A 26339-nucleotide genomic window follows, 5' to 3' on the forward strand; every position below is an offset into this window, starting at 1 on the left:
GCGCGCGGGTGGGGTGCCTGTGGCCCGTATGGGGGAAACGGGGCATGCGGGGCACTTCGGCGCTCCTGTGTCCGTTGGTGAGACCGGGCACATCTGCGCCCGGAGGAGTGCGGGAGAGGCACCGGAAGCCCGGCTTCCGCCACACTCGACGGCGTAGCGTCGACGGCACCGTCGATGGCAGACACCTCCTTCACCCCACGGCCACCGCTTCGCGCGGACGGCTCTTCGACCACCAGCAAACCCACCAGGACCAGCGATCCACGTGAGCTCCTCCTCGTCCACCCGGCACCTGTCGCAGCACCAGGTTCGACAGGGGCTCCCCGGTGCGTACCGACTGGTGCGTACCCCGCCGGCCCAGGTGGACCCCCCTCGTCTGGACGCACATCAGCGTGCGGTGGTTGACCATGCCCACGGGCCGCTCCTCGTCCTGGCAGGTCCCGGCACGGGCAAGTCCACGACTCTCGTGGAGGCCGTCTCCGCGCGCATCGCCAAGGGCACCGATCCCGAACGCATCCTGGTGCTCACGTTCAGCCGGAAGGCCGCGGTCGAACTGCGCGATCGCATGGCGCAGCGCATCGGCGCCGCACACGCCCCACAGGCGACGACGTTCCACTCGTTCTGTTACGCCCTGGTCCGCGCCCACCAGGACGCCGACCTCTTCGTGGAGCCCTTGCGGCTGCTGTCGGGCCCCGAGCAGGACGTCGCCGTACGGGAACTGCTCGCGGGGCAGATCGACCTGGAGCAGGCAGGGCTCGCGCATGTGCGCTGGCCCGACGAGCTGCGCGCGTGCCTCACCACGCGGGGCTTCGCCGACGAGGTGCGCGCGGTCCTCGCCCGGAGCCGGGAGCTGGGTCTGGGGCCGGGCGCCCTGGACGCCTTCGCGCGCCGCATCGGTCGCCCGGACTGGCGGGCGGCCGCCACCTTCCTTGCCGAATACCTGGACGTCCTCGACGCACAGGGCGTGCTCGACTACGCGGAACTGGTGCATCGCGCGGTGCTCCTCGCGCGCCGCACGGAGGTCGCGGACCGGCTCGCCACGCAGTACGACGCCGTGTTCGTCGACGAGTACCAGGACACCGACCCCGCCCAGGTGCGGCTGCTGCACGCGCTCGCGGGCGGGGGGCGCACGCTCGTCGCCTTCGGCGACCCGGACCAGTCGATCTACGCGTTCCGGGGCGCGGACGTGAACGGCATCCTGAACTTCCGTGACGACTTCCCCCGCGCGGACGGCGCCCCCGCCCCGGTCGAAGTGCTCACCACATCCCGGCGTTCCGGCGCCCGTCTCCTGGAGGCGACGCGCCGCATCACCCAGCGGATGCCCCTGACCCGGCTGCCCGCCCACAAGGTGCGTGCCCACCGTGAGCTGTCGCCCGTACGCGACGGAGGCAGGGCCGAGGTCTACACGTATCCGACGTCCGGTACGGAGCTCGACAACATCGCGGACATCCTGCGGCGTGCCCACTTGGAGGACGGCATCCCGTGGAGCGACATGGCCGTCCTGGTGCGCGCCGGCTCGCGCAGCATTCCGGGGGTGCGGCGCGCGCTCACGGCGGCCGGCGTCCCCCTCGACATCGACGGCGACGACCTGCCGCTGCGCCACGAACCGGCGGTCACGCCGCTGCTGACGGCCCTCAAGGTGGTGGCCAGGGCGGATACCCCGGACACCTCGGATGCGTCAGATACCTCAGATGCATCAGACGCCTCGGACGCCACGGAGACCCCGGAAAACGAGTACCGCCTCGACACCGAGACGGCACTCGAACTCCTCGCCTCGCCCCTCGCCGGGATGGACACGGCCGACCTGCGCCGCCTGGGGCGCGCGCTGCGCGAGGAGGAGCGCGCGTCCGGGAACGCGCTGCCGCCGCCCTCGGACGAGCTGCTCGCGCGTGCCCTCGTCGAGCCCGAGCGGCTCGCCCTGCACGACCCGGCGTACGCCCGTGGCGCCCAGCGTCTCGGCGCGCTCCTCGCCACCGCCCGCCAGAAGCTCGCCGACGGCGGCACCGCCGAGGAAGCCCTCTGGGAGCTGTGGAACGGTACCCCCTGGCCGAACCGGCTCGAGCGCGCCGCCCGGCGAGGCGGCGCGGCCGGGCGCAACGCGGACCGTGATCTGGACGCCGTCTGCGCCCTGTTCGCCGTCGCCTCGCGCGCGGAGGAGCGCACCGGAGGCCGCGGTGCCCGCAACTTCCTGGAGGAGCTGGAGGCCCAGGACATCGCGGCCGACACCCTCGCAGGACGCGCCGTGCGCCCCGACGCCGTGCGCCTGATGACCGCGCACCGCTCCAAGGGACTGGAGTGGCGGCTCGTCGTCGTCGCGGGCGTCCAGGAAGGGCTGTGGCCCGATCTGCGGCGCCGCGGCTCGCTCCTGGAGGCCGACCGCATCGGACGCGACGGCCTCGCCGAACCGCTCACCCCCGGGGCGCTGCTCGCAGAGGAACGGCGCCTGTTCTACGTCGCCGCCACGCGCGCGAGGGAGCGGCTCGTCGTCACCGCGGTGAAGGCGCCCGCGGACGACGGCGACCAGCCGTCCCGGTTCCTGACCGAGCTGGGCGTGGAACCCAAGGACGTCACCGGACGCCCGCGCCGCCCCCTGGCGGTGGCCGCGCTCGTCGCCGAACTGCGCGCCACGACGGTCGACCCGCGCGTCTCCGAAGGGCTGCGCGAGGCCGCCGCGCGCCGCCTCGCCCGGCTCGCCGCGCTCAGCGACGACGACGGAAGGCCGCTCGTACCGTCCGCCCACCCGTACCGCTGGTGGGGCATGTACGAGCCGACTGAGAGCAAGGTCCCGCTGCGCGACCGGGACAAGCCCGTCGTCCTCTCCGGAAGCGCCCTCGACCAGTTGGCCAACACCTGCGCCCTGCAGTGGTTCCTGGGCCGCGAGGTGAAGGCGGACGCCCCCGCCACGGCGGCCCAGGGCTTCGGCAACGTCGTGCACGTCCTGGCCGACGAGGTCGCCTCCGGGCGCACACCCGCCGACCTCGCCGTCCTCATGGAGCGCCTGGACTCCGTGTGGGACTCCCTCGCCTTCGACGCGCCCTGGAAGTCGGCCCAGGAGAAGGAGAACGCCCGCGCCGCGCTCGAGCGGTTCCTTCAGTGGCACGTCATGGACCGCACGGGCCGCACCGCCGTCGCCAGCGAGCACGACTTCGACGTGACGCTCGAAGCGGGCTCCTACGAAGTACGCATTCGCGGCTCCATGGACCGTGTGGAGCGGGACGCCGAGGGCCGCGCCTACGTAGTCGACTTCAAAACCGGCAAGCAGACACCGAGCGCCGCGGACGTCGCCCGCCACCCACAGCTCGCCGTGTACCAGCTCGCCGTGAACGAAGGCGTGGTCGACGAGGTCTTCGACGGAGCCCGTCCGCACTCCGGAGGAGCGGAACTGGTGCAGCTTCGCCAGGGCGCAGCCAAGAAGGACGGTGGCGAGGCCCTGCCGAAGGTGCAGGCGCAGGAGCCCCTCGAAGGGGAGTGGGTCGGCGACCTCCTCGCCACCGCGGCCGGCAAGGTCCTCGACGAGCGCTTCGTGCCGACCACCGGGCAGCACTGCACGCACTGCGCCTTCCGTGCCTCGTGCAGCGCGCGACCGGAGGGCAGACACGTCGTCGAGTGACGTGTGCCTCCACTGGGCCCGAACGGGACGGCGCTGTCAGTGGTGCCCGTTAGCCTCGATGAGGTGACCACGCGCCTCACCGACCCCGAGCAGCTCAAAGAGCTGCTCGGCATCCCGTTCACCCCGGAGCAGACGGCCTGCATCACCGCGCCGCCCGCCCCGCAGGTGATCGTGGCCGGAGCGGGCTCCGGCAAGACGACGGTGATGGCAGCGCGCGTGGTCTGGCTGGTCGGTACAGGTCAGGTCGCGCCCGAGCAGATCCTGGGCCTCACCTTCACCAACAAGGCGGCCGGGGAACTGGCCGAGCGGGTCCGCAAGGCCCTGATCAAGGCCGGCGTCACCGACCCCGACGCCATCGACCCGGACAACCCCCCGGGCGAGCCCGTGATCTCCACGTACCACGCCTTCGCGGGCCGGCTGCTGACCGACCACGGCCTGCGCATCGGGCTCGAACCCACGACGCGGCTGCTCGCCGACGCCACCCGCTTCCAGCTCGCCGCGCGCGTGCTGCGCGAAGCGCCCGGCCCGTACCCCGCCCTCACCCGTTCCTTCGCCGACCTGGTCAGCGACCTGCTCACCCTGGACAGCGAGCTGGCGGAACACCTCGTACAGCCCGGCAAGCTGCGCGCGTACGACCATGAGCTGCTGCGCGCCCTCGAAGGCGTCAAGCTCAGCAACGCAGACCTGCGGAAGGTGCCCGAGGCGGCCGCCGCGCGCCTGGAGCTGGCCGAGCTCGTGGGGCACTACAGGGCGGCCAAGCGCTCGCGGGACCTCCTCGACTTCGGCGACCAGATCGCCCTGTCGGCGACGCTGGCCGACACGCGTCCCGAGGTCGGCGAGATCCTGCGCGACGAGTTCCGCGTGGTCCTGCTCGACGAGTACCAGGACACCTCGGTGGCCCAGCGGATCCTGCTCGCGGGCCTCTTCGGCGGGGGTACGGGCCATGCGGTGACCGCGGTCGGCGACCCCTGCCAGGCGATCTACGGGTGGCGCGGAGCCTCCGTCGCCAACCTCGACGACTTCCCGCGCCACTTCGCGTACGCGGATGGGCGCCCGGCCACCCGCTTCGCGCTCAGTGAGAACCGGCGCAGCGGCGGCCGCCTGCTCGACCTCGCCAACGGCCTTGCCGAGCCGCTCCGGGCGATGCACGCGGGCGTGGAGGCCCTGCGCCCCGCCCCCGGGGCCGAGCAGGACGGCGTCGTGCGCTGCGCCCTGCTGAGCACGCACAGCGAGGAGATCGACTGGCTCGCCGACTCCATCGGCCACCTCGTCGCCACGGGAACGGCACCCGGAGAGATCGCCGTGCTGTGCCGCACCGCGACCGACTTCGCCGAGATCCAGGGCGCCCTGGTCGCCCGCGACATCCCGGTCGAAGTGGTCGGCCTCTCCGGCTTGTTGCACCTCCCGGAGATCGCCGACCTGGTCGCCATGTGCGAGGTCCTCCAGGACCCCGGTGCCAATGCCTCCCTGGTGCGGCTCCTGACCGGCCCGCGCTGGCGCATCGGCCCCCGCGACCTCGCCCTCCTCGGGCGCCGGGCACGCTTTTTGGTCTCCCACGCGCGCGGAGGAGAGGACGACGACCCGGACCGGCGCCTGGCCGCGGCCGTCGAGGGGGTCGATCCCTCCGAGGTGATATCGCTGGCGGACGCGCTCGACACGTTCCTGGAGACCTCGGCCGACACCGAGGAGGACGACGACGGGCTGCCGTTCTCACCGGACGCGCGCGTGCGCTTCGCCAGGCTCGCCACCGAACTGCGCGAGCTGCGCCGCTCGTTGTCCGATCCCCTCATGGACGTGATGCACCGTGTCCTGGCGGTCACCGGCCTGGAGGTCGAACTCTCCGCGTCCCCGCACGCGTTGGCCGCCCGGCGGCGCGAGACGTTGTCCAACTTCCTCGACATCGCCGCGTCCTTCGCGGCCAACGACGGCTCGGCGACGCTGCTCGCCTTCCTCGGCTTCCTGCGCACCGCGGCGCAGTACGAGAAGGGCCTCGACAACGCGCTGCCCGGTGGCGAGGACACCGTGAAGGTGCTCACCGCCCACAAGTCCAAGGGCCTCGAATGGGATGTCGTCGCCGTCCCCGGCCTCGTCAACGGCACCTTCCCGAGCACGCAAGGCCGTGAGAAGTGGACGGCACAGGCCAAGGTGCTGCCCCACGAACTGCGCGGTGACGGCGCCACGCTGCCCGATGTCGAGACGTGGGACTCCAAGGGCATGAAGGCCTTCCACGCCGACATGAAGGACCACCAGCACACCGAGGAACTGCGCCTGGGATACGTCACGTTCACGCGCCCGCGCTCCCTGCTGCTCGGCTCCGGGCACTGGTGGGGACCGTCCCAGAAGCGCACGCGCGGCCCGTCGGACTTCCTCCAGGCGCTGTACGAGCACTGCGCCGCCGGGTACGGCGAGATCGAGGCGTGGTCGGACGAACCGGCGGAGGACGAGGAGAACCCGGCCCTCCAGGAGAATGCGGCCGAGCACGCCTGGCCGCTGCCGCTGGACGAGGAGGCGCGGGCGCGGCGCCGGGCCGCCGCCCACACGGTCCTCGCCCACCTGGAGCGCGCCGCGGGACCCGAGGCCGCGTACGCCCACACGGAGACCCACCCCGCCGCCCTCGACGAGCCGCCCTTCGAGGACCCCGACTGGCCCCCGCCACCCGAGGACGACGAACCGCCCTACGACCCCTACGAGGACGACTACGTCCCGGACGAGGGCGATCAGGACCCCTACGAGGACGACCACGCCTCCTACGAAGACGACGCGTCCCCGACTGGTGCCCCCGCGCGCGTGGCCGAGCCCGAGCGAGCGGCCCCGGTCGTGCCGCATCCCGCTCACGCCCCGGAAGCGGAGCTCACCCCGGAGGAGGCGCGCACCATCGACTCCTGGGACCGCGACCTCGACGCGCTGACGGGCGAGCTGATGCGCGCCCGCGCCGCCGTGCGCGACGTTCCCGTCCCGCACACGCTCACCGCGTCCCAGCTGCTGCGGATGGCCGCCGATCCGGACGCCTTCGCCCAGGAACTCGCCCGCCCCATGCCTCAGCCGCCGCAGCCGGCGGCCCGCAGGGGCACCCGGTTCCACGCCTGGATCGAGGCGCGCTTCGAAGAGCTGCGGCTGCCCATGCTCGACCCCGAAGAGCTCCCCGGAAGCGATGCCGAGATCGCGGACGAGCGCGACCTGGAGGAGCTCAAGGAAGCCTTCGAGCGCACCCCGTACGCCCATCGCTCGCCTTACCGGGTCGAGACGTCCTTCCAGCTGGCCATCGCGGGCCGCGTCGTCCGCGGCCGTATCGACGCCGTCTACAAGGCAGGCGACGGCGACGAGGCGACGTACGAGATCGTGGACTGGAAGACGGCCCACCGGAAGTCCGCCGACCCCCTCCAGCTGGCCGTCTACCGGCTGGCCTGGGCCGAGCAGCAGGGCGTGCCCCTGGAGTCGGTGAGCGCCGCCTTCCTCTACGTACGCACCGGGGAGACGGTCCGGCCGCGTCGGCTGCCCGGCCGGGAGGAGCTGGAGCGGCTCCTGCTGGAGGACCCGCAGCAGCCGGCGGAGCCCGTGGAGGAACCGCCGGACGAACACGTTCGGGCGGGCGGATAGGCTCGTGACCATGAGCAAGCCCGTTGACACTGCCGTCAGCACAGTCCGTGCGTACGTCGAGAACCACCGTGAGGCGTTCCTCGACGACCTCGCCGCGTGGCTCCGGATCCCTTCCGTGTCCGCCCAGCCCGACCACGCACCGGACGTGCGGCGCAGCGCCGACTGGCTTGCCGCGAAGCTCGCCGGGACCGGCTTCCCGACCACGGAGGTGTGGGAGACGCCCGGCGCCCCCGCCGTGTTCGCCGAGTGGCCCTCGGGCGACCCCGAGGCCCCCACGGTCCTCGTCTACGGACATCACGACGTGCAGCCCGCCGCCCGCGAGGACGGCTGGGACACCGACCCCTTCGAGCCGGTCGTCGTCGGAAACCGCCTCCACGCGCGCGGGGCGGCCGACGACAAGGGACAGGTGTTCTTCCACATCCTCGGCGTGCGCGCCCACCTGGCCGCGACCGGCCGCACCGCACCCGCGGTCAACCTCAAGCTCCTCGTCGAAGGCGAGGAGGAGTCGGGTTCCCCGCACTTCCGCGCCCTCGTGGAAGAGCGCAAGGAGCGCCTGGCCGCGGACGCCGTGATCGTCTCCGACACCGGCATGTGGTCCGAGGACACCCCCACGGTGTGCACCGGTATGCGCGGCCTCGCCGACTGCGAGATCGAGCTGTACGGGCCCGACCAGGACATCCACTCCGGCTCCTTCGGCGGCGCCGTCCCGAACCCGGCGACCGCGGCCGCCCGCCTCGTGGCCGCGCTGCACGACGAGCACGCGCGCGTGGCCGTCCCCGGCTTCTACGACGGCATCGTGGAGCTCACCGACCGGGAGCGCGAACTCTTCGCGGAGCTCCCGTTCGACGAGGAGCAGTGGCTGCGCACGGCGAAGTCCCACGCCACCTACGGAGAGGCCGGGCTCACCACCCTGGAGCGGATCTGGGCCCGCCCCACCGCCGAGGTCAACGGGATCGGCGGCGGCTACCAGGGCCCCGGCGGCAAGACGATCGTGCCGTCCTCCGCGATGCTCAAGCTCTCCTTCCGGCTGGTCGCCGGGCAGGACCCGGACCACATCGAGAAGGCCGTCACCGCCTGGGTCGCCGAGCAGCTGCCCGCGGGGATCCGCCACACGGTCACCTTCGGGGCCGCCACCCGCCCCTGCCTCACACCGCTGGACCACCCGGCGCTGAAGTCCGTCGTACGCGCCATGGGACAGGCCTTCGAGCAGAAGATCCGCTTCACGCGCGAGGGCGGCTCCGGTCCCGCGGCCGACCTTCAGGACGTCCTCGACGCCCCGGTGCTCTTCCTGGGCATCTCCGTGCCCTCCGACGGCTGGCACGCCCCCAACGAGAAGGTCGAACTCGACCTCCTTATGAAGGGTGTCGAAACAACCGCCTATCTATGGGGCGATCTCGCGGAGAGCTGGGCAGATGCACACTGATTGAGGCCCCGCCACCCACCTCGCCGAACCGCCCGCCGAACCACCCATTCCACCGGGGGAGTTGGAAGCACTCGTGACCACCTGGACCGACCGAACCGCCGACCTCGCCGCCACGCGACCCCTCTCGCTCTCCGCGCCGAGCGGAATCGACCGCGCCGCGCACCACCGCCTCGACGAGGCCTGGCTCGCCGCCGCGTGGAGCCACCCCACGACCCGCGTCTTCGTGGTCTCCGGTGGCCAGGCGCTCATCGACGAGACACCGGACGGCACGACGGAACTGGTCATGACCCCGGCCTTCGAAGCGCCCCTCACCGAGGCGCATCGCTACTTCCTGGGGACCGACGAGGACGGCGTGAGCTACTTCGCGCTCCAGAAGGACACGCTTCCCGGCCGCATGGACCAGTCCGCGCGCCCGGCCGGCCTGCGCGAGGCGGGCATGCTCCTCTCGCAGCGGGACGCGGGCCTCATGGTGCACGCCGTCGCCCTGGAGAACTGGCAGCGCCTGCACCGTTTCTGCTCCCGCTGCGGCGAACGCACCGTCATCGCCGCCGCGGGCCACATCCGCCGCTGCCAGGCCTGCGGGGCCGAGCACTACCCGCGCACCGACCCGGCCGTGATCATGGCCGTCACGGACGAGCAGGACCGCATCCTGCTCGGCCGCCAGGTGCACTGGCCCGAAGGGCGCTTCTCGACGCTCGCCGGCTTCGTCGAGCCCGGCGAGTCCATCGAGCAGTCGGTGCGGCGCGAGGTCTTCGAGGAGGCGGGTGTCGTCGTCGGCGACGTCGAGTACGTCGCCAGCCAGCCCTGGCCGTTCCCGTCCAGCCTGATGCTCGGCTTCATGGCGCACGCCACGTCCTTCGAGATCAACGTGGACGGTGACGAGATCCACGAGGCGCGCTGGTTCTCCCGCGAGGACCTGCAGGCGGCCTTCGACTCCGGTGAGGTCATGCCTCCCTACGGGATCTCGATCGCGGCCCGGCTGATCGAGCTCTGGTACGGCAAGCCCCTGCCGAAGCCCAGCGACGCGCTGTGACGCATCTGCGGGATCTGCGGGCCCGCTGACCTCGTGCGAGGTGGTTGCAGGAGCGGCGGCCCGGCGGCGTGAGTGGGCGCTCAGGCGCCGGGGCAACCAGGACACAGCGGAAAGCCCCCGTACCCGTGGGCGGGCGGGGGCCGTTCGCGCATGCGCTCAGCGCAGGGTGGCTCAGGCGGCCATGGCCTGCTTGACCTGGGCCAGCGACGGGTTCGTCATGACCGACTCGGCGCCGTTGTCGGACACCACGAGGAGCGTGGGGACCGTCTGGTTGCCGCCGTTCGCCTTCTCGACGAAGGCCGCGGACTCCGGGTCGTGCTCGATGTTGACCTCGGTGTACCCGATGCCCTCACGGTCCATCTGCTTCTTCAGCCGCTGGCAGTAGCCGCACCACGTGGTGCTGTACATCGTCACAGTGCCCGGCATTTCCTCGTGCTCCTTCGGTGGCTGGGGGTGCGTGTTCGCAATGAGTCGAACGTATGTGATCCGGCGACCATTCCCGCACGTCGAACGCATTGGTACGACTAACGGTCGGCACCTGTGGACAACGCGGCGCATCCGTCCCCGCGGACCTGGCAGCATGGCGGGGTGACAGCAGCAACGCACTCCACCCTGTTCCCGCAGGTCCCGGAATCTGCCGACGCGGTGCTCGAGGGGCTCGACCCCGAGCAGCGCGCCGTGGCGACGGCCCTGCACGGTCCGGTGTGTGTGCTCGCGGGCGCGGGCACGGGCAAGACGCGGGCGATCACCCATCGCATCGCGTACGGCGTCCGCGCGGGGATCCTCCAGCCCAATACGGTCCTCGCCGTCACGTTCACCAACCGTGCCGCCGGTGAGATGCGCGGCCGGCTCAGGCAGCTCGGCGCCGTGGGGGTACAGGCCCGCACCTTCCACTCCGCCGCCCTGCGCCAGCTCCAGTTCTTCTGGCCCAAGGCGGTCGGCGGGGAGCTGCCCCGGCTCGTCGACCGCAAGGTCCAGCTCGTCGCCGACGCCGCGGCCGCCTCGCGCCTGCGCCTGGACCGCGGTGAGCTGCGCGATGTGACCTCGGAGATCGAGTGGGCCAAGGTCACGCAGACCGTCCCCGGGGACTACGCCGCGGCGGTGCACAAGGCGGGCCGGGAAGCGCCCCGGCTTCCCGCGGAGATCGCCCAGATCTACTCCGCGTACGAAACCCTCAAGCGGGACCGCTCCGTCATCGACTTCGAGGACGTCCTGCTGCTCACCGTGGGCATCCTCCAGGACCGGCAGGACATCGCCGAGCAGGTCCGCGCCCAGTACCAGCACTTCGTCGTCGACGAGTACCAGGACGTCAGCCCGCTCCAGCAGCGCCTGCTCGACCTGTGGCTCGGCGAGCGCGACAGCCTCTGCGTCGTCGGTGACGCCAGCCAGACGATCTACTCCTTCACCGGCGCCACCCCCGACCACCTGCTCAACTTCCGCACGCGCCACCCCGGTGCCACCGTCGTCAAGCTGGTCCGCGACTACCGCTCCTCGCCGCAGGTCGTGCACCTGGCCAACGGGGTCCTGACCAGAGCGAGCGGCCGCGCCGCCGAGCACCGCCTGGAACTGATCTCGCAGCGCGAGGCGGGCCCCGAGCCGACCTACATCGAGTACGCGGACGAGCCCACCGAGGCCGAAGGCGCCGCAAGCCGCATCCGGGAGCTGATCGACTCCGGGGTGTCGGCCGGCGAGATCGCGATCCTGTTCCGGACGAACGGGCAGTCGGAGATCTACGAACAGGCGCTCGCCGACGCGGGCGTGCCCTACCAGCTGCGCGGCGCCGAGCGCTTCTTCGAGCGGGCCGAGGTGCGCAAGGCCCACCACGAGCTGCGCGCGGCGGCCCGCTTCGGGGACAACGACGCGGGACTCGACGAGGCCGTCGATCTTCCCTCCCAGGTCAGAGCCGTCCTGTCCGGCGCGGGCTGGACCACGGAGCCGCCCGCGGGGTCCGGCGCCGTGCGGGACCGCTGGGAGTCGCTCGCCGCCATCGCCCGGCTCGCGGGGGACCTCGCGAGAGCCGAGCCCACCGCGACCCTGAGCGCGTTCGTGGAGGAACTCGACGCGCGGGCGAGCGCGCAGCACGCCCCGACCGTGGAGGGCGTCACCCTCGCTTCGCTGCACGCGGCGAAGGGCCTCGAGTGGGACGCGGTGTTCCTGGTCGGCCTCGCCGAGGGCATGATGCCGATCACCTACGCCAAGACCGACGAGCAGATCGAGGAGGAGCGGCGGCTCCTGTACGTCGGGGTGACCCGCGCGCGGCGCCATCTCGGCCTCTCCTGGGCGCTGTCCCGCTCTCCGGGCGGCCGCCCGAACCGCAGGCCGAGCCGGTTCCTCGACGGGCTGCGGCCGGGGTCGACGGGCTCGGCGGGGCGCGCGGCGACTGTGGGACGCGGCGGCATCGAGTTCGGGACCCGTACGGGCACCCGCGAGTCGCTTGGCACCACGCGCCCCAGAGGCGACCGGAAGGTGGCCCGCTGCCGCGTGTGCGGGCGCACCCTCGACGCCGCCGAGATGAAGCTGATGCGCTGCGAGGACTGCCCGTCGGACATGGACGAGGGGTTGTACGAGCGACTGATCGAGTGGCGGGGCCGCACGGCGGAGGGCCTCGGGCAGCCCGCGTTCTGCGTCTTCACGGACAAGACCTTGATCGCCATCGCCGAGGCCGCCCCCGAGGACGCGGCGGAACTGTCCCGCATCCCGGGCGTCGGACGCCGGAAGTTTCGGACGTACGGATCCGACGTTCTGGCCATTTGTGCAGGTCAGACGATTGGTGATCAGGTCGACGAGGAGGCCGGGGACGACTGACGCAAACTCGTCGAAAAAATAGTTTGCGCATGCCCCAACAATCCCCATAGGTTCTAAAGCACGAAAGCAGCGGCCTTCTCGAAGGCCCTGGTTCCGTGTTGTACTTGAATGCCGTCGGACCGGTTCGCACCGGTCCCCGAGACGCCGAGAGGAGGCGATTCCAGTGATCAGCATCAACGCCAGCTCCATCAGCACCGCCAAAATGACCGATCTCTCGGTCGTCGCTTCCTGCCTGCTCGGCTCCTCGAACCTGGGCACCGGTCTGTCTGGCGTCTCCGCCATGCGTCCGGAGTCCGGCCTGTCTCTCGCGGGTCTTCCCATTCGCGAGCGCAATGAGCGACCGACCAAGGCACCGGAAGCAGTAGCGACGGCACAGGCCCAGGCCTATGCCTTTGCGGCGGCCGGTGCCGGATTCCGGAAGCAGACGACGCAGCACCACACGATGTGGGCCTTCCGTGGGCCTGAACCCTGGAGCGATCCAGCCTGACGAGATCAGGCAGGCGCCTTCAGGGCCGCGGAACCCCATCCGGGATCCGCGGCCCTTCTGTTTTCCCGGAAGACCCAGCGATCTTCCGAGGAACCAGAGCACAGGGGCCTCGGGACAAGAAAAGAACCCGGTACCACCGCCACCCGGCCCACCGGCCGGACGACCAGACGAGGAAGAAGACACCGTGCAACTCGAAGCGCACGCCCCGTCCGTACCGCCTTCAGACCCTCTTTCCCAGCCCGTGTCCACGGAGGACTCCACCTTGAACCCGCTGACCGCGCTCACCGCGCTCGACGACGCCATCGAGACCCTCGACGTGCCCGTCCCCTGCCGTGCCTACGACCCCGAGGTCTTCTTCGCGGAGTCGCCGGCGGACGTCGAGTACGCCAAGTCCCTCTGCCGTACCTGCCCGCTGATGGAGGCCTGCCTCGCCGGCGCCAAGGAGCGGCGTGAGCCCTGGGGCGTCTGGGGCGGCGAGCTGTTCGTCCAGGGCGTTGTCGTTGCCCGCAAGCGGCCGCGTGGCCGCCCGCGCAAGAACCCGGTCGTGGCATGAACACCCCCGGAACGATCGATCGCCCCCTGACGCACGACCCCAAGAAGCAGGCCCCGATGAAGCCGTCCACGAGCGAACCCGCAGGTTCCGCAATCCCAGACTTCACCACCTCCGGCGCGCACGAGTCGCGCCAGAACAGGACCCGTCAGATGCAACTCATCCCAGAAGCCCTGGCTCGTGCGCATATGCACGAGAAGCTGCGTGAGGCCGAGAGCGAACGCCGGGCCGTGCGCCTGGCCACCGCCCGCCGGATGCAGCGCCGCGCCGAGCGCGCTTCGCTGCGCGCCCGGCGTGCGCTCGCCATGGCCGTCATGCAGTAACCAACTGAAACCGTCGACATCAGCTTCGTCGACACAAGCCGCGACAGCGCGGCTGCTCCCTCGGGGGCCGGTCCACAGCGGACCGGCCCCCGAGGGGTGTGGCGCCCGGCGCTCATCGGTTCATCGAGTTATCGTCGCCGAGTGACGTCTCTTCCTGGCGGGGACTCCGCACAGCAGCCCGAACACCAGAACCTCGCGTGCGCGCGGTGTGGCACGAGAGCCCGGGAACTGCCGCTGACCTGGACGTGTTCCGTCGAGGGCGGCACCCGGCGGTACTTCTGCGACGCCTGCGCCCGAGAGAACATCAGGGCCATCGAGGGGCGGCTCGACTCCGACTGGTGGTGATCAGGCCTCCGCCGCCGGCCAGTCCTCGGCCTCCGTCGCATCCTCGGCGGCAAAGCCCGGTACCCAGGCCTCCAGTTCGTCCCGCAGCCGCACGGTGGCCCCGAGCTGGCACAGCACCCCGATCGTGCTGAGCGTCACCCGATGTATCAGCAGGTACGACGGCGGCAGGTTGAGCTGCTTGCCCAGTTGATGGGCGGGGGAGCGTGGGTCGGCTATCCGGGCCGCCTGATTGCGCATCCAGGAGCGGGTGAACGTGAAGGCGTCGACGCGGGCCGGTTCGATGATCGGCAGCAAGTAGTCGAGCACCGCGTCCGGTTCGAGTTCGATCGACTCCTTGACGAAGCCCTCCTCGCAGAGCAGCTCGTAGACCGCCTCCGCCTCGCCGTCGAGTGTCCTGCGCAGGGAGACACCGATCGGCTCGGGAAGGCCGCCGGGCAGTCGATCGACCGTGCCGAAGTCGAGGACGCCGAGGCGCCAACCACCCGTCTCGTCCGGCAGCAGCCGGAAATTGCCCGGGTGGGGATCCGCGTGCAGCAGGCCCGTGCGCGCGGGCCCCGAGAACAGGAAGCGGGCCAGTAGCTGACCTGCGCGATCGCGCTCGTCCTCGCTGCCGTGGTCGATGATCTCGGCGAGCGGTGTCCCGTCGATCCACTCCGTCACCAGCACCTGCTCGCACTGGTGCACCACCTGCGGCACCACGACATCGGGGTCGTCGGCGAACTCTTCCGCGTGTGTCCGCTGGGCCGCCGCCTCCAGCGCGTAGTCCAGTTCCTCGGAAACCCGGTCGCGCAACTCGGTGATGAGCGGCTTGATGTCCATGCCCGGGATCAGCGGGCCCAACAGCCGCGCGAAGCGACTCAGTTGACCCAGGTCCGACAGCAGGGCCTCGCCCGCGCCCGGGTACTGCACCTTCACGGCGACCTCGCGGCCGTCGTGCCACACGGCGCGGTGCACCTGCCCGATCGACGCGGCCGCCGAGGGCTTGTCGTCGAACTCGAGGAACAGCTCGCGCCATTGCTCGCCGAGCCGCTCGTCGAGAACCGCGTGCACGGTTCGGGTCGGCATCGGGGGCGCGGCTTCCTGAAGCTTCGTCAGGGCGGCGCGGTACGGGCCCGCGACATCCTCCGGGAGAGCGGACTCGAAGACGGACAGCGCCTGCCCGAACTTCATTGCGCCGCCCTTGAGTTCACCGAGGACCTTGAACAACTGATCCGCCGTGCGCTGCTGCAGTTCCCGTCCGACGAGCTCGGCGGACTTGCCGCCGATGCGTCTGCCGATGCCCCAGGTCGCGCGCCCCGCGAAGCCGATCGGCAGCGCTGCCAGCTTGGCGGTACGGGTAACCGCCTTCCGGGGAAGATCAGACATACACCCCTCCAAATGCCGAACAGCCATGCCGCGCATGCCCGGGTGCCGTGGTACCGACAGCCATTGCCTACCCCGCCATTGTGTCGTGCGGCTCTACTTCCACGGAGACCTCCTGCCCGTTACCTCTCTCACCCGCACCGCACGGGCACTGCGGATGTGGCCATACCGGCCGAGCATGCCAGTCCAGGCCCGGCGCGGCCGCCTCCCAGCGCGCCCCGGTACTTGACGGCAACTCCCCGTCGAGGAAGGCCAGTCCATGTGCCGCGGCGAGGCCCGCGACGGCGGTGGCAAGGCCCAGGTCGCAGGCCTGCACCTGGCGGCCGGCCGGCCCCGAACTCCACTGGGCGAGCAGCCGGGGCCAGGTCGGATCGCGGTCCGTGCGCCCGAGGAGCAGGCAGTGCGCGCAGCCCGTCCCGCCGGGCAGCACCAACGGTCCGACCACGCCGGTGGCCTCGACGACACCCGCGTACAGGTGGGGAATTCCGGTCCCCAGCAGGTCCTCGGCCGCGGTCGGGTCGGGGGAGTGGACCGCGAGTCCGTCACGCGGAGCAATGATCACGAGGGAGAGCGGGGGCTCTTCGGGGTCCGGCTCCGAAAGGCGCTCGGGGGCCGGCCTGCGCCGGTCGGGGCGCGGTGGTCTGCTGGGCGCCATCGAGCGCACCACCCGCCGTGCGGACACGTCCCGGCGCTCGCCCGTCGCCTCCACCGGATGCCCGCCCGGGGCCACGTCCCATGGCTCGACGCATCCGCCGTCCCGTACGTCGACATGGCCGACACCCGCGGACGCGAGTACCGAGGCGATCACCGTGCCCACCCGTCCGGCGCCTCTTACCTGGACCCGCATCGCGCGCCGGGCGGTCAACTTCAGTATCGCCTCGGCCGGTTCCGATGTCGTGACGGTCAGGGCGGCATGGTCGGGGCGGAGCCGGTCCATCGCGCGCGTCTGTTTGCGCAGTTCGGCGCCGGGCCTGCCGCCGCCGGTCGCGTCGTCGACGAGTCCCGCTCCGCTCAGCCGCTCCAGCAGTGCGTCCACATGCCCGTCTGGAAGGCCCATCCTCTGGGCCTCCTCCCGCAGGAGCGGAACCCCGCGGGTGCCGTCGAGCAGTGCCAGGAAGCTGCCGGTGGCCGTGTCGACCGGGCCGAGCACCACCGCGTGCGCCGGCGTGAGCCCGAACTGCACCGTGTTCAGGTCGTGCCAGCCGCGCCGCAGGGCCGGCTTCAGGATCGGATGCATGGTTGTCCCCCGTACTGTGTCGACGGTTTCGTTCCCGTCGATCGACCGCCAGCATGCCCGGGCGGCCGGAGCCGTGCGGAAAGTTGTCCACAGGCTGTGGGTGATATTCGTACTAATCGAGGGGTGGGTCGCGGGGCCGCACCGAAGACTTCCGGAGGCGGGACTTCCGCCCGGTCCAGCGGGTAACGTCGGGGCGTGTCCGCCGACCCACTGCACCGTGCCACGAACACAGCGCGCAGCACGACCAGCCCGCCCTCCGGCGGCCTGGGGGCGAGCGCGGTCGAGGTGCGCAGGAGCTCCCGGCGTCGCAGAACTGTCTCCGCGTACCGCGAGGGCGATCGCACCGTGGTGCTCATCCCGGCGCGCATGTCGGAGGCCGAGGAGAAGCGCTGGGTGGGCGTCATGCTCGACAAGCTCGCCGCGCAGGAGAGCAAGCGCGTGCTCGGCGACACCGAGCTGGCGGACCGCGCCGAGCGCCTGTCGGGCCAGTACCTCGAGGGGAAGGCCCGCCCCGCCTCGGTGCGGTGGGTCACGAACCAGAACACCCGATGGGGTTCGTGCACTCCGGCGGAAGGCAGCATCCGGCTCTCCCACCGGCTGCAGGGCATGCCTGAGTACGTCGTCGACTACGTACTCATCCATGAGCTCGCGCACCTGCTGGTCCCCGGTCACGGGCCGCGGTTCTGGAGACTCCTGGAGGCGTATCCGCGCACGGAGCGGGCGCGCGGGTATCTCGAAGGAGTGGTCGCGGCCGACCGGCTCCCGCATCTGCCCGCCACGCGCGGCGACTGATCTGCCTTCAGCGCGGCTTCTGTACCAGGGGTGTACCGACTTCTTCCGCTGTCGGTGTTTGCGGATAGCCTGGCGCGACGCAATCACCATCGGGATGGGGGACGGTCGTTACGCATGGCCAGGGAATTCCAACGCGGCCACAAGGCCAAGATCAGTGACCTCACCGCAGGCACGGATCTGTACGTGGGTGTACAGATCACCGGCCCCGGACTGAGCTTCGACATCAGCTGCTTCGGCCTCGACGCCGACGAGCGGTTGTCCGACGACCGGTACTTCGTCTTCTTCAACCAGCCGAAAACGCCCGAGGAATCCGTCCAGCTGCTCGGCGCGCAGGCCGGTGACACGGAGTCCTTCCGCGTCACACTCGACAAGATCCCCGCGAACATCCAAAAGCTTTCGTTCACCGCGACCATCGACGGTGCCGGGCAGATGTCGCAGGTCGCCCCCGGATACATCCGTATCGTCGCCGGTGGTGAGGAAGTCGCGCGGTATTCCTTCCAGGGCGGTGAGTTCTCCACCGAGCGTGCGGTAATGCTGGGCGATTTCTATCTGAAGGACGTGTGGCGGTTCGCCGCTGTCGGGCAGGGCTTCGACGGTGGCCTGGACGCGCTGCTGAAGAACTTCGGTGGCGAGGTCGCGGAGGAGGAGGAGCCCGCCGCCGCGCCAGAGACGTCCGCGGCCCCCGGCTTCGCGCCTCCCGCCCAGGCCGCCGCACCGCCGTCCTTCGCGGCCCCGGCAGCGCCTGCTCCAGCACCCGCGCCCGCCCCGCCCGCTCCGGCGCCCGAGCCGGTGCCGCAGAACAACGCCCCGGCGCCGGCCCCCACGCCCCCGCCGGCCCCCGCGCCCTCGGTGCACGCGGCGCCCACCATCGCCGCCCCGCTCGCCACGCCGCCCGGCACGGTCCCGCCGCCCCCGGCGCCGACCGCTCCCAGCCCGTACGGCCAGCAGCCGCCCCAGCAGCCGCAGTTCGGCCAGGTCCCCGGCCAGGGCGGCGCAACCCTGCCGCCCGGCTACGACCAGCAGCCCCAGACTCCGCCCGCTCCGCAGGGCTTCGGGCAGCAGCCCCAGACGCCCCCTGCTCAGCATGTCTTCGGCCAGCCCCCGGCCGCTCCCGCTCCGCAGGGTGCGCCGCAGGGCATCCCGCAGCAGGCCGCCGCGCCCGGCGTGGCCGCCGCCCTGGAGAAGTTCCGTGAGGCTCCGACGGGGCAGCGCTGGACGCTCCAGAACAAGAAGCTGATCCGGGTCGACCTCGGAGCCAGCGGTGACCAGCCCGTCCTCGCCCGCCAGGGCAGCATGGTGCTCTACCAGGGCAAGGTCGAATTCAGCTACAAGGGCGCCGGGTTCGCGGGCCGCATCGTGGGCAACGCCACCGGCCAGGAGATGCAGCTGATGCGCTGCTCCGGCCGTGGCCAGGTCTTCTTCGCGGAAGAGGCCACCCACGTGCACCCCATCGAGCTCCAGGGCGACGCGATCTGCGTCTCCGCGGAGAACGTCCTCGCGTTCGACGAGAGCCTGCAGCACGAAGTCCGCAGGATCGAAGGGCACGGCATCCCCGGAGGGGCCCTGTTCGTCCTCCAGTTCCAGGGCACCGGAACGGTCGTCGTGAAGACCCACGGCACGCCCGTCGTGCTGCCGGTCACGCCCACCACGTTCGCCGACTCCAACGCCGTCGTGGCCTGGTCCGCGGCCTCGCAGGCGATCGTCTCCAACCAGGTCCGCATGCGCCGCAACGCCTATCCGGGTGACAGCGGCGAAGGCGTCAACCTGCAGTTCCGGGGCGCACCCGGCAACTTCATCGTCGTCCAGCCGTACGAGGTCTGAGGGAGCCCGTCATGAACCAGCCGCTCGCGGGCTTCGCCCCGACCCCGGTAGCCGCCCGCATGGAGAACCACGGCAGCAACATGCTGAAGGTCGCCATGCAGACCGGAAACGACCTCTTCGCGCGCGTGGGCTCGATGGTCGCCTACGAAGGCTTCGTCCAGTACGAGCCCAACCCGCCCGCCGTCCGCCAGATCGCCCGTGACTGGATGACCGGTGAGGGTGCGCCTCTTATGAAGTGCTCCGGTGACGGCCTGCTCTACCTCGCCGACTACGGCGCCGACGTCGTCGTCATCAACCTCGGTGGCGAGTCGATCTCCGTCAACGGCACCAACCTCCTCGCCTTCGACGCGCACCTCCAGTGGGGCGTCGAGCGCGTGAAGGGCCTCGCCAAGTTCACCGGGCAGGGCCTGTGGAACATCACGGTCAGCGGTCAGGGGCACGTCGCCCTGACCTCGCGCGGCACCCCCATCGTGGTCGACTGCGGCCGTGGCGAGGACGAGACCTACGTGGACCCCGACGCGCTCATCGCCTGGTCGCCGAGCCTGAAGGTGAAGGGCAAGCGCAGCTTCCGGGCCGGTTCGCTCATCGGGCGCGGCAGTGGTGAGGCCTACCAGATGGGCTTCTCCGGGGAAGGCATCGTCGTCGTACAGCCCAGTGAGGACAGCACCGACCGCCTCCGAGTCCGGGGCTGAGGGGGAGCGAAGAACACCATGCAGAGTCCGCTTTTCGCGCACACCGAGCAGCAGTCCCAGGAGCGCTACACGGTGCAGAACCCGCAGATGCTGCGGGTCGCCCTGGAAGGCCACGACGACATCCTCGCCCGCAAGGGCGCGATGGTCGCCTACCAGGGGCTGATGGAGTTCGACGGCGAGTACCAGTCGTCCGGACAGCGGCGCGCCCGCGCGCACACCGGCGAGGGCCTCAGCCTGATGCGCTGCCACGGGCAGGGCACCGTCTACCTGGCGAATCTCGCCCAGTACATCCACGTAGTGGATGTCGAACAGGACGGCCTGACCGTCGACAGCAGCTACGTGCTGGCGATGGACTCCTCGCTGCACCATGAAGTCGTCGCCGTGGACAGCCAGTTCGGCATCTCCGGCTCCGGCAAGTACCAGCTCAACATCACCGGGCGCGGCAAGGTCGCGCTGATGACATCCGGCCAGCCGCTGATGCTCCAGGTCACGCCCGACCAGTACGTCAACGCCGACGCGGACGCCATCGTCGCCTGGTCCACCGGGCTCCGGGTGCAGATGCAGGCGCAGACGCATTCCTCCGGCGTCTGGCGGCGCCGGGGCAACACCGGCGAGGGCTGGGAGCTCAGCTTCATGGGCAGCGGCTACGCGCTGGTCCAGCCCAGCGAGCTGCTGCCGCCGCAGCACGCGGCGACCGGCGGGGGTCTCGCCGCGCAGTACGGGATGGGGCAGCAGGGCGCCCGCGGCCAGAACCAGGGGAACGTCTGGAGCTAGGCAGGTACGCATGCGTAAGGGGCGGTCACCATGGTGACCGCCCCTTACGCATGTCCTTCTAGAGCCGTGCTCGGGCTAGAGCCGTGCTCGGGTGGCTTCCACCAGACGGACGACAGAGGTGTCGGCGACCTCTGCGACCTCGGAGTACGGGAACCAGCGCAGGTCCAGGGACTCGTCGCTGATGGCTTCCGTGGCGTCCGCCGGGGCGAGCGCCGCGTACTGCACGTCCAGGTGCTGCGTGCACGGCCCCGGAATCGGGTGCCGGTCCAGACGGACCGGGCCGCCCTCGAGGAGCGTGAGGCCGGGAATGCCCGACTCCTCCGTCGCCTCGCGCAGGGCCGCGGCCCGCAGGGTCGGGTCGCCGTGCTCGCAGTGGCCACCCATCTGAAGCCACATCTGCAGCTTCTTGTGGAGCGTGAGCAGCACCCGCCCGCGCGCGGGGTCGACGACAAGGGCGCTCGCCGTGATGTGCCCCGCGGTGCAGGGCTTCCACAGGCCGTCGGCGCCGTGCTCCGACAGATGGTCCAGGTAGGCCTGGCGCAGTTCCGGCTGGTCCTCGTAGCTCTTGAGCACGAGGACCGTGTCGTCGTACAGGCTCACTTGTCGGAGTCGCCCTCGCTCTTGTCGCCCTCGCCGTTGCCGTCCTCGTCCTTCTTCAGGTTCGGCTTCTCGGTGGAGCCGCCGCTCGCCGCCTCGCCGAGCATCTTGTCGATCTCGGAGAAGTCCAGCTGCTCGTCGCGGTGCACGAAGCCGTCCGGGTCGTCCAGGTCGGACGCCGTCGGCAGCATGTCCGGGTGCGCCCACAGGCCGTCACGCCCGTCCACACCGCGCGCGTCCGTGAGCGAGGCCCACAGGCGCGAGGCGTCACGCAGGCGCCGCGGACGCAGCTCCAGGCCGATCAGCGTCGCGAACGTCTGCTCCGCGGGGCCACCGGTCGCACGGCGGCGGCGCAGCGTCTCGCGCAGCGCGTCGGCGGACGACAGGCGCGGCTTCGCGGCCGCGTGGACCACCGCGTCGACCCAGCCCTCGACGAGCGCGAGAGCCGTCTCCAGGCGGGCCAGAGCGGCCTTCTGCTCCGGAGAGTCCTCCGGCTGGAACATGCCCTGCTGGAGTGCTTCCTGGATCTGCTCGGGGTTCTGCGGGTCGAACTGGCCGACCACGTCCTCCAGCTTCGAGGTGTCGACCTTGATCCCGCGCGCGTACCCCTCGACCGCGCCGAACAGGTGCGAGCGCAGCCACGGCACGTGCGAGAACAGCCGCTGGTGGGCCGCCTCGCGCAGCGCCAGGTAGAGGCGGACCTCCTCCTGCGGGATCCCGAGGTCCTTGCCGAAGGCCTCGACGTTCAGCGGCAGCAGAGCCGCCTTGCCGGCCGCGGCCAGAGGAAGGCCGATGTCCGTGGACCCGACGACCTCGCCCGCGAGCACGCCGATGGCCTGCCCGATCTGCTGGCCGAACATGGCACCGCCCATGGAGCGCATCATGCCGATCAGCGGGCCCGCCATGGCCTGCATCTCCTCGGGCAGCACATCGCCCATGGCCATGCCGACGCGCTCGGCGACCGGGTCGACGAGCTCCTTCCACACCGGGAGGGTCGCCTCGACCCACTCGGCGCGGCTCCAGGCCACCGCCGAGTGCGCGCCCGAAGGCAGCGACGTCGCGTCGTCGAGCCACAGGTCGGCCAGGCGCACGGCCTCCTGGACCGCGGTGCGGTCGGCGGGGCCCACGCTGGTGTCCTTGACGCCGTCCTGCGTGCCCTGCGAGACGGTCTGGCGGGCGATGTCCTTGGCCATGTCCCAGTTCACCGGCCCGCCCTCGTAGGAGAGCATCTGGCCGAGCTGCTGGAACGCTGCCCCCAGATCGTTCGGATTCATCGAGCCGAACATGGCCGCGAACGGGTTGTCCCCGCCCTCGCCGCCCGGGCCGCCCGCGCCGGGCAGGCCCGGGAACCCGAATCCGAACGGGCCGGCCGGTCCCTGACCGCCACCGCCCTGCTGGTCCTTCTTCTTGCCCTCGTCGCCGTCTTCCGGCTCCTCCGGCGGAAGGCCGAAACCGAATGGGGTGTCACTCACGGGATTCCTCGGCTGGTTGGGCCGCCGGTTTCTGGGCCCGGCGGCGACTGCCCGACTACACACCCAGCGTAGACACCATGACCGGATAGGGCCTCAGTGCTTCGCCGACTCATTGCCTGCGGCAGGATGGATGCCTCCTGGTACGTACGCGTCATACACATACGTACTGAAGACAACCGCTGGAGACGCCCGGTGAGTTCCCCAGATCCGCAGGTTCGCGCAGCGCGAAACCCCACAGCCAGTCAAGCCGTCCGCGGCCCCGTCGTCGCGGTCACCGGTGCCGCGTCCGGCATCGGCGCCCTGCTCACCGAGCGGCTCGCCGCGTCGGACGCGATCAAGCAGGTCCTCGCCATCGACGAGCGGCGCGGCGAGTGCACGTCCGCGACCTGGCACGTCCTGGATGTCCGGGACCCGGCCATCGCCGAGAAGCTGCGCGGCGCCGACGTCGTCGTGCACCTGGCCCTCGACCTCGACCTGGAGTCCGACCCCGCGGCCCGCACCGCGTACAACGTGCGGGGCACCCAGACGGTGCTCACCGCCGCGGCCGCCGCGGGCGTGCACCGCGTCGTCCTGTGCACCTCGACGATGGTCTACGGAGCCCTTGAGGACAACGAGCTGCCGCTCGCCGAGGACGCGGAACTGCGCGCCACCGCGGAGGCGACCGGAGTCGGCGACCTCCTGGAGGTCGAGCGGCTCGCCCGTCGCGCCCCGCGCGCGCACCCCGGCCTGAACGTCACGGTGGTGCGCCCGGCCGTGCTCGTCGGCGGTACGGACACGGCGCTCACCCGGTACTTCGAGTCGCCGCGCCTCCTTGTAGTGGCCGGTTCGCGGCCCGCCTGGCAGTTCTGCCACGTGGACGACCTGTGCAGCGCCCTGGAGCACGCCGCCCTGGAGAAGGTCGACGGAGAGCTCGCGGTCGGCTGCGACGGCTGGCTGGAGCAGGAGGAGGTCGAGGAGCTCAGCGGCATCCGGCGCATGGAGCTGCCCTCCGCCGTCGCCCTGGGCGCGGCGGCCCGGCTGCACCGGATCGGCCTGACGCCCTCCCCGGCGGGCGACCTCGCCTACACGATGTACCCGTGGGTGGTCAGCGGGAGCCGGCTGCACGAGTCCGGGTGGCGACCCCAGTGGACCAACGAGGAGGTCCTCACGGAGCTGCTCGAGGAGGTCGCGGGCCGGCGCACCGTCGCGGGCCGACGCCTCGGCCGCAAGGACGCGACGGCGGCCGGTGCCGCGGGCGCGACCGTCGCTCTTCTGGGTACGGCGGCCGTCGTGCGACGGGTGCGGAAGGCGCGGCGGCGCATCTGAGGCCCGCGTACCTGTAGGAGGCTCCAAGCCGGTACGCGCGCGTGCCGGTCGAAAACGCTATTCACGGTTGTCGGCGGCGTGCGGCACGATGAGGGCATGGCACCCACTGAGCACGACCACCCCGGCGAGCTGAGGGCACAGGACCCGATCCAGTTGCTCGCCATCCGAGAGACGCCGCTCTCCGTCGACGAGGTCTTCCGGGCCGTCGGTGACGACGCGGCGGGCGGCACCGCACTCTTCGTGGGGACCGTGCGCAATCACGACGGCGGGGCCGACGTGGACAAGCTGGGCTACTCCTGCCACCCGACCGCCGAGGCGGAGATGCGGCGTGTCGCGGAGAAGGTCGTCGCCGAGTACCCCGTGCGTGCTCTGGCGGCCGTGCATCGGGTCGGCGATCTGACGGTGGGCGATCTCGCGGTCGTCGTCGCCGTGTCCTGCCCGCACCGGGGCGAGGCCTTCGAGGCCTGCCGCAAGCTCATCGACGACCTCAAGCACGAGGTGCCGATCTGGAAGCACCAGACGTTCTCCGATGGGACAGAGGAGTGGGTTGGGGCCTGTTGAGGCTCCGGTTGCGTAACCGCCCCCCGGCGGTGAGCGTTGGGACTGCGGATGGTTAATCTGCTGATAGGTCAGCGGCAGTCGCTCATGGGGTCGGGAGGTCGGCATGGCAGCGCTCCTGTGGTTGCTCATCCCGGTTGTCGCTGCGGTGGCTGCCGGATTCTGGGGCATCTGGGCCGGCCGTCAGCGGCACAAGACCGGTGATGTCACGGAACTCAGTGGTTACGCGCGCTTCCGTGAGGCGATGGAGAAGTCGCACCAGGGCACCTGACGGGCCCGGCCCCACAGGTGCGCCTACAGAGTCGTCCCGTACTGTCGTTCCATGCCACGCCGCACTGCGACGATGCTCGCCTCGACCCTGATGCTGATCGCGCTCTTGTGCGCGGGGGTGCTCATCAAAGTGCCCTACGCGGAGATGTCGCCGGGACCGACGGTGAACACCCTCGCGGACCACGGCGGCGAACCCGTGATCCAGATCTCCGGCCACAAGACGTACGACGCCTCCGGCCACCTGAACATGACGACGGTCCGCGTCACCAGCGCCGACTACAACATGAACCTGGTGTCGGCCGTCTACGGGTGGCTCGCGCACGACAGCATCGTGGTGCCGCACGAGACGCTCTACCCGGACGGCCAGACCGAGCAGCAGTCCTCGCAGCAGAACGCCGAGGAGTTCAGCCAGTCCCAGGAGAGCGCCAAGGTGGCGGCGCTGCACGAGCTGGGCATCCCCGTGAAGTCCTGGGTGATCGTCTCCAGTGTCGTCAAGGACAGCCCGGCGCAGGGCAGGCTGCACGCCGGTGACGTCATCAAGTCCGTCGACGGCACCAAGGTCACCAAGCCCACCGACGTCGCCAAGCTCGTCACCAAGCACAAGCCGGGCGAGAACGTCGTCTTCACGGTCGTGCCCGTCAAGGAGGCGGCCGCCGCCGAGAAGGCCGGCAAGGAGGCGACCCGCACGGAGAACGTGACGATCAAGACGGAGAAGGCCGAGGACGACCGCGCGATCGTCGGCATCCAGGCGGGGACCGACCACACCTTCCCGTTCGAGATCGACATCAAGCTCGCCGACGTGGGCGGCCCGAGCGCGGGCCTGATGTTCTCGCTCGGCATCGTCGACAAGCTCACGTCGGACGACCTGACCGGCGGCAAGTTCGTGGCCGGCACCGGCACCATCGACGAGGACGGCAAGGTCGGCCCGATCGGCGGCATCGGCATGAAGACCGTCGGCGCACGCGACAAGGGCGCCCAGTACTTCCTGACGCCGAAGGACAACTGCGCCACCGCGGCCAAGGACACCCCGGACGGGCTGACGCTGGTCAAGGTGGACACCTTGGACGACGCGATGGACGCCCTGAAGGACATCCGCAGCGGCAACACGGCGGACCTGACCACCTGCACGGCCAAGGGCTGAACAGGCGCGAACACCGCACTACGTAGAGGGGCGGGCCACCGGAAACTCCGGGGGGGCCCCCCACCGGGGCCCCCAAAAAAAGAAGAGGGGGCCCCCACCCCCACCGGCCGCCCCCGCCCCCCCCGCGGGGGGGGGCCCCCGTGGGCCA

General features: G+C 71.2%; 22 protein-coding genes. 17 read left to right on the forward strand and 5 right to left on the reverse strand.

Annotation, left to right across the window (positions count from 1 at the left end):
- The first annotated feature begins 262 nt into the window (after window positions 1–262).
- The 4 genes from ACYSUO_RS13130 (at window position 263) to nudC (ending at window position 9660) form a co-directional block, all read left to right on the forward strand.
- A complete protein-coding gene (locus ACYSUO_RS13130; protein WP_461776239.1) occupies window positions 263–3607 on the forward strand; it encodes an ATP-dependent helicase in 3345 nt (1114 codons plus the stop codon).
- A 63-nt stretch (window positions 3608–3670) separates the two neighbouring features.
- Complete coding sequence (locus ACYSUO_RS13135) at window positions 3671–7204, forward strand: UvrD-helicase domain-containing protein (protein WP_461776240.1); 3534 nt, start codon at window positions 3671–3673, stop codon at window positions 7202–7204.
- A gap of 10 nt (window positions 7205–7214) precedes the next feature.
- Window positions 7215–8627, forward strand: coding sequence for a dipeptidase (locus ACYSUO_RS13140; protein WP_461776241.1), 1413 nt, complete (start codon window positions 7215–7217; stop codon window positions 8625–8627).
- A 73-nt stretch (window positions 8628–8700) separates the two neighbouring features.
- Entirely contained in the window at window positions 8701–9660 is a 960-nt protein-coding gene (nudC, locus tag ACYSUO_RS13145; RefSeq protein WP_461776242.1) for an NAD(+) diphosphatase, read from the forward strand.
- 171 nt (window positions 9661–9831) lie between these two features.
- Here nudC and ACYSUO_RS13150 read toward each other — a convergent pair whose 3' ends face one another.
- On the reverse strand, window positions 9832–10086 hold the full coding sequence (locus ACYSUO_RS13150; RefSeq protein ID WP_461776243.1) for a mycoredoxin: 255 nt from the start codon (window positions 10084–10086) through the stop codon (window positions 9832–9834).
- A gap of 162 nt (window positions 10087–10248) precedes the next feature.
- Between ACYSUO_RS13150 and ACYSUO_RS13155 the strand changes: the two genes are divergently transcribed.
- The 5 genes from ACYSUO_RS13155 (at window position 10249) to ACYSUO_RS13175 (ending at window position 14170) form a co-directional block, all read left to right on the forward strand.
- Window positions 10249–12465 carry an ATP-dependent DNA helicase UvrD2 gene (locus ACYSUO_RS13155; RefSeq protein WP_461776244.1) on the forward strand — a complete coding sequence of 739 codons (2217 nt, stop codon included), beginning with the start codon at window positions 10249–10251 and terminating at the stop codon, window positions 12463–12465.
- Window positions 12466–12628: 163 nt separating this feature from the next.
- On the forward strand, window positions 12629–12952 hold the full coding sequence (locus ACYSUO_RS13160; protein ID WP_461776245.1) for a hypothetical protein: 324 nt from the start codon (window positions 12629–12631) through the stop codon (window positions 12950–12952).
- Window positions 12953–13136: 184 nt separating this feature from the next.
- Window positions 13137–13505: a WhiB family transcriptional regulator gene (locus tag ACYSUO_RS13165; RefSeq protein WP_327661685.1), complete on the forward strand. Its 369-nt coding sequence runs from the start codon at window positions 13137–13139 to the stop codon at window positions 13503–13505.
- Window positions 13502–13825, forward strand: coding sequence for a hypothetical protein (locus ACYSUO_RS13170; protein ID WP_426901209.1), 324 nt, complete (start codon window positions 13502–13504; stop codon window positions 13823–13825). Before ACYSUO_RS13165 ends, ACYSUO_RS13170 begins: the two co-directional genes overlap by 4 nt.
- Before the next feature lie 141 nt (window positions 13826–13966).
- On the forward strand, window positions 13967–14170 hold the full coding sequence (locus ACYSUO_RS13175; RefSeq protein ID WP_461776246.1) for a hypothetical protein: 204 nt from the start codon (window positions 13967–13969) through the stop codon (window positions 14168–14170).
- Here ACYSUO_RS13175 and ACYSUO_RS13180 read toward each other — a convergent pair whose 3' ends face one another.
- Window positions 14171–15535 (reverse strand): ABC1 kinase family protein, encoded by a 1365-nt coding sequence (locus tag ACYSUO_RS13180; RefSeq protein ID WP_461776247.1) that lies wholly within the window; start codon window positions 15533–15535, stop codon window positions 14171–14173.
- Window positions 15536–15602: 67 nt separating this feature from the next.
- Window positions 15603–16769 (reverse strand): TOMM precursor leader peptide-binding protein, encoded by a 1167-nt coding sequence (locus tag ACYSUO_RS13185; RefSeq protein WP_461776248.1) that lies wholly within the window; start codon window positions 16767–16769, stop codon window positions 15603–15605.
- Window positions 16770–16964: 195 nt separating this feature from the next.
- Between ACYSUO_RS13185 and ACYSUO_RS13190 the strand changes: the two genes are divergently transcribed.
- The 4 genes from ACYSUO_RS13190 to ACYSUO_RS13205 all read left to right on the forward strand — a co-directional run bounded on the left by ACYSUO_RS13190 (window position 16965) and on the right by ACYSUO_RS13205 (window position 20848).
- The gene (locus ACYSUO_RS13190; protein WP_461776249.1) at window positions 16965–17561 is read left to right on the forward strand and encodes a M48 metallopeptidase family protein; all 597 of its coding nucleotides are present in this window, start codon (window positions 16965–16967) and stop codon (window positions 17559–17561) included.
- A gap of 114 nt (window positions 17562–17675) precedes the next feature.
- Entirely contained in the window at window positions 17676–19382 is a 1707-nt protein-coding gene (locus ACYSUO_RS13195) for a TerD family protein (protein ID WP_461776250.1), read from the forward strand.
- Between the two features lie 11 nt (window positions 19383–19393).
- On the forward strand, window positions 19394–20074 hold the full coding sequence (locus ACYSUO_RS13200) for an AIM24 family protein (protein ID WP_266713860.1): 681 nt from the start codon (window positions 19394–19396) through the stop codon (window positions 20072–20074).
- 18 nt (window positions 20075–20092) lie between these two features.
- Window positions 20093–20848: an AIM24 family protein gene (locus tag ACYSUO_RS13205; RefSeq protein WP_461776251.1), complete on the forward strand. Its 756-nt coding sequence runs from the start codon at window positions 20093–20095 to the stop codon at window positions 20846–20848.
- Between the two features lie 75 nt (window positions 20849–20923).
- On the opposite strand, the gene ACYSUO_RS13210 is transcribed toward ACYSUO_RS13205, so the two are convergent.
- Together ACYSUO_RS13210 and ACYSUO_RS13215 are read right to left on the reverse strand one after the other, a co-directional pair.
- Entirely contained in the window at window positions 20924–21448 is a 525-nt protein-coding gene (locus tag ACYSUO_RS13210; protein WP_461776252.1) for an NUDIX hydrolase, read from the reverse strand.
- Complete coding sequence (locus ACYSUO_RS13215; RefSeq protein WP_461776253.1) at window positions 21445–22917, reverse strand: zinc-dependent metalloprotease; 1473 nt, start codon at window positions 22915–22917, stop codon at window positions 21445–21447. Before ACYSUO_RS13215 ends, ACYSUO_RS13210 begins: the two co-directional genes overlap by 4 nt.
- 192 nt (window positions 22918–23109) lie before the next feature.
- Here ACYSUO_RS13215 and ACYSUO_RS13220 point away from each other — a divergent pair, with 192 nt between their 5' ends.
- The 4 genes from ACYSUO_RS13220 to ACYSUO_RS13235 all read left to right on the forward strand — a co-directional run bounded on the left by ACYSUO_RS13220 (window position 23110) and on the right by ACYSUO_RS13235 (window position 26191).
- A complete protein-coding gene (locus ACYSUO_RS13220) occupies window positions 23110–24222 on the forward strand; it encodes an SDR family oxidoreductase (RefSeq protein ID WP_461776254.1) in 1113 nt (370 codons plus the stop codon).
- A gap of 96 nt (window positions 24223–24318) precedes the next feature.
- Window positions 24319–24783 carry a molybdenum cofactor biosynthesis protein MoaE gene (locus ACYSUO_RS13225; protein WP_461776255.1) on the forward strand — a complete coding sequence of 155 codons (465 nt, stop codon included), beginning with the start codon at window positions 24319–24321 and terminating at the stop codon, window positions 24781–24783.
- Window positions 24784–24886: 103 nt separating this feature from the next.
- Window positions 24887–25051 (forward strand): hypothetical protein, encoded by a 165-nt coding sequence (locus ACYSUO_RS13230; protein WP_266713872.1) that lies wholly within the window; start codon window positions 24887–24889, stop codon window positions 25049–25051.
- Window positions 25052–25102: 51 nt separating this feature from the next.
- Complete coding sequence (locus tag ACYSUO_RS13235; RefSeq protein WP_461776256.1) at window positions 25103–26191, forward strand: YlbL family protein; 1089 nt, start codon at window positions 25103–25105, stop codon at window positions 26189–26191.
- Window positions 26192–26339 lie beyond the last annotated feature (148 nt).

It is taken from the genome of Streptomyces sp. UC4497, from assembly GCF_054871485.1.

Coding starts and splice junctions, on each gene's coding strand:
- ACYSUO_RS13140 (WP_461776241.1), top strand. CDS start 7,215: ATGAGCAAGCCCGTTGACACTGCCGTCAGCACAGTCCGTGCGTACGTC.
- ACYSUO_RS13150 (WP_461776243.1), bottom strand. CDS start 10,086: ATGCCGGGCACTGTGACGATGTACAGCACCACGTGGTGCGGCTACTGC.
- ACYSUO_RS13170 (WP_426901209.1), top strand. CDS start 13,502: ATGAACACCCCCGGAACGATCGATCGCCCCCTGACGCACGACCCCAAG.
- ACYSUO_RS13180 (WP_461776247.1), bottom strand. CDS start 15,535: ATGTCTGATCTTCCCCGGAAGGCGGTTACCCGTACCGCCAAGCTGGCA.
- ACYSUO_RS13185 (WP_461776248.1), bottom strand. CDS start 16,769: ATGCATCCGATCCTGAAGCCGGCCCTGCGGCGCGGCTGGCACGACCTG.
- ACYSUO_RS13195 (WP_461776250.1), top strand. CDS start 17,676: ATGGCCAGGGAATTCCAACGCGGCCACAAGGCCAAGATCAGTGACCTC.
- ACYSUO_RS13200 (WP_266713860.1), top strand. CDS start 19,394: ATGAACCAGCCGCTCGCGGGCTTCGCCCCGACCCCGGTAGCCGCCCGC.
- ACYSUO_RS13205 (WP_461776251.1), top strand. CDS start 20,093: ATGCAGAGTCCGCTTTTCGCGCACACCGAGCAGCAGTCCCAGGAGCGC.
- ACYSUO_RS13225 (WP_461776255.1), top strand. CDS start 24,319: ATGGCACCCACTGAGCACGACCACCCCGGCGAGCTGAGGGCACAGGAC.
- ACYSUO_RS13230 (WP_266713872.1), top strand. CDS start 24,887: ATGGCAGCGCTCCTGTGGTTGCTCATCCCGGTTGTCGCTGCGGTGGCT.
- ACYSUO_RS13235 (WP_461776256.1), top strand. CDS start 25,103: ATGCCACGCCGCACTGCGACGATGCTCGCCTCGACCCTGATGCTGATC.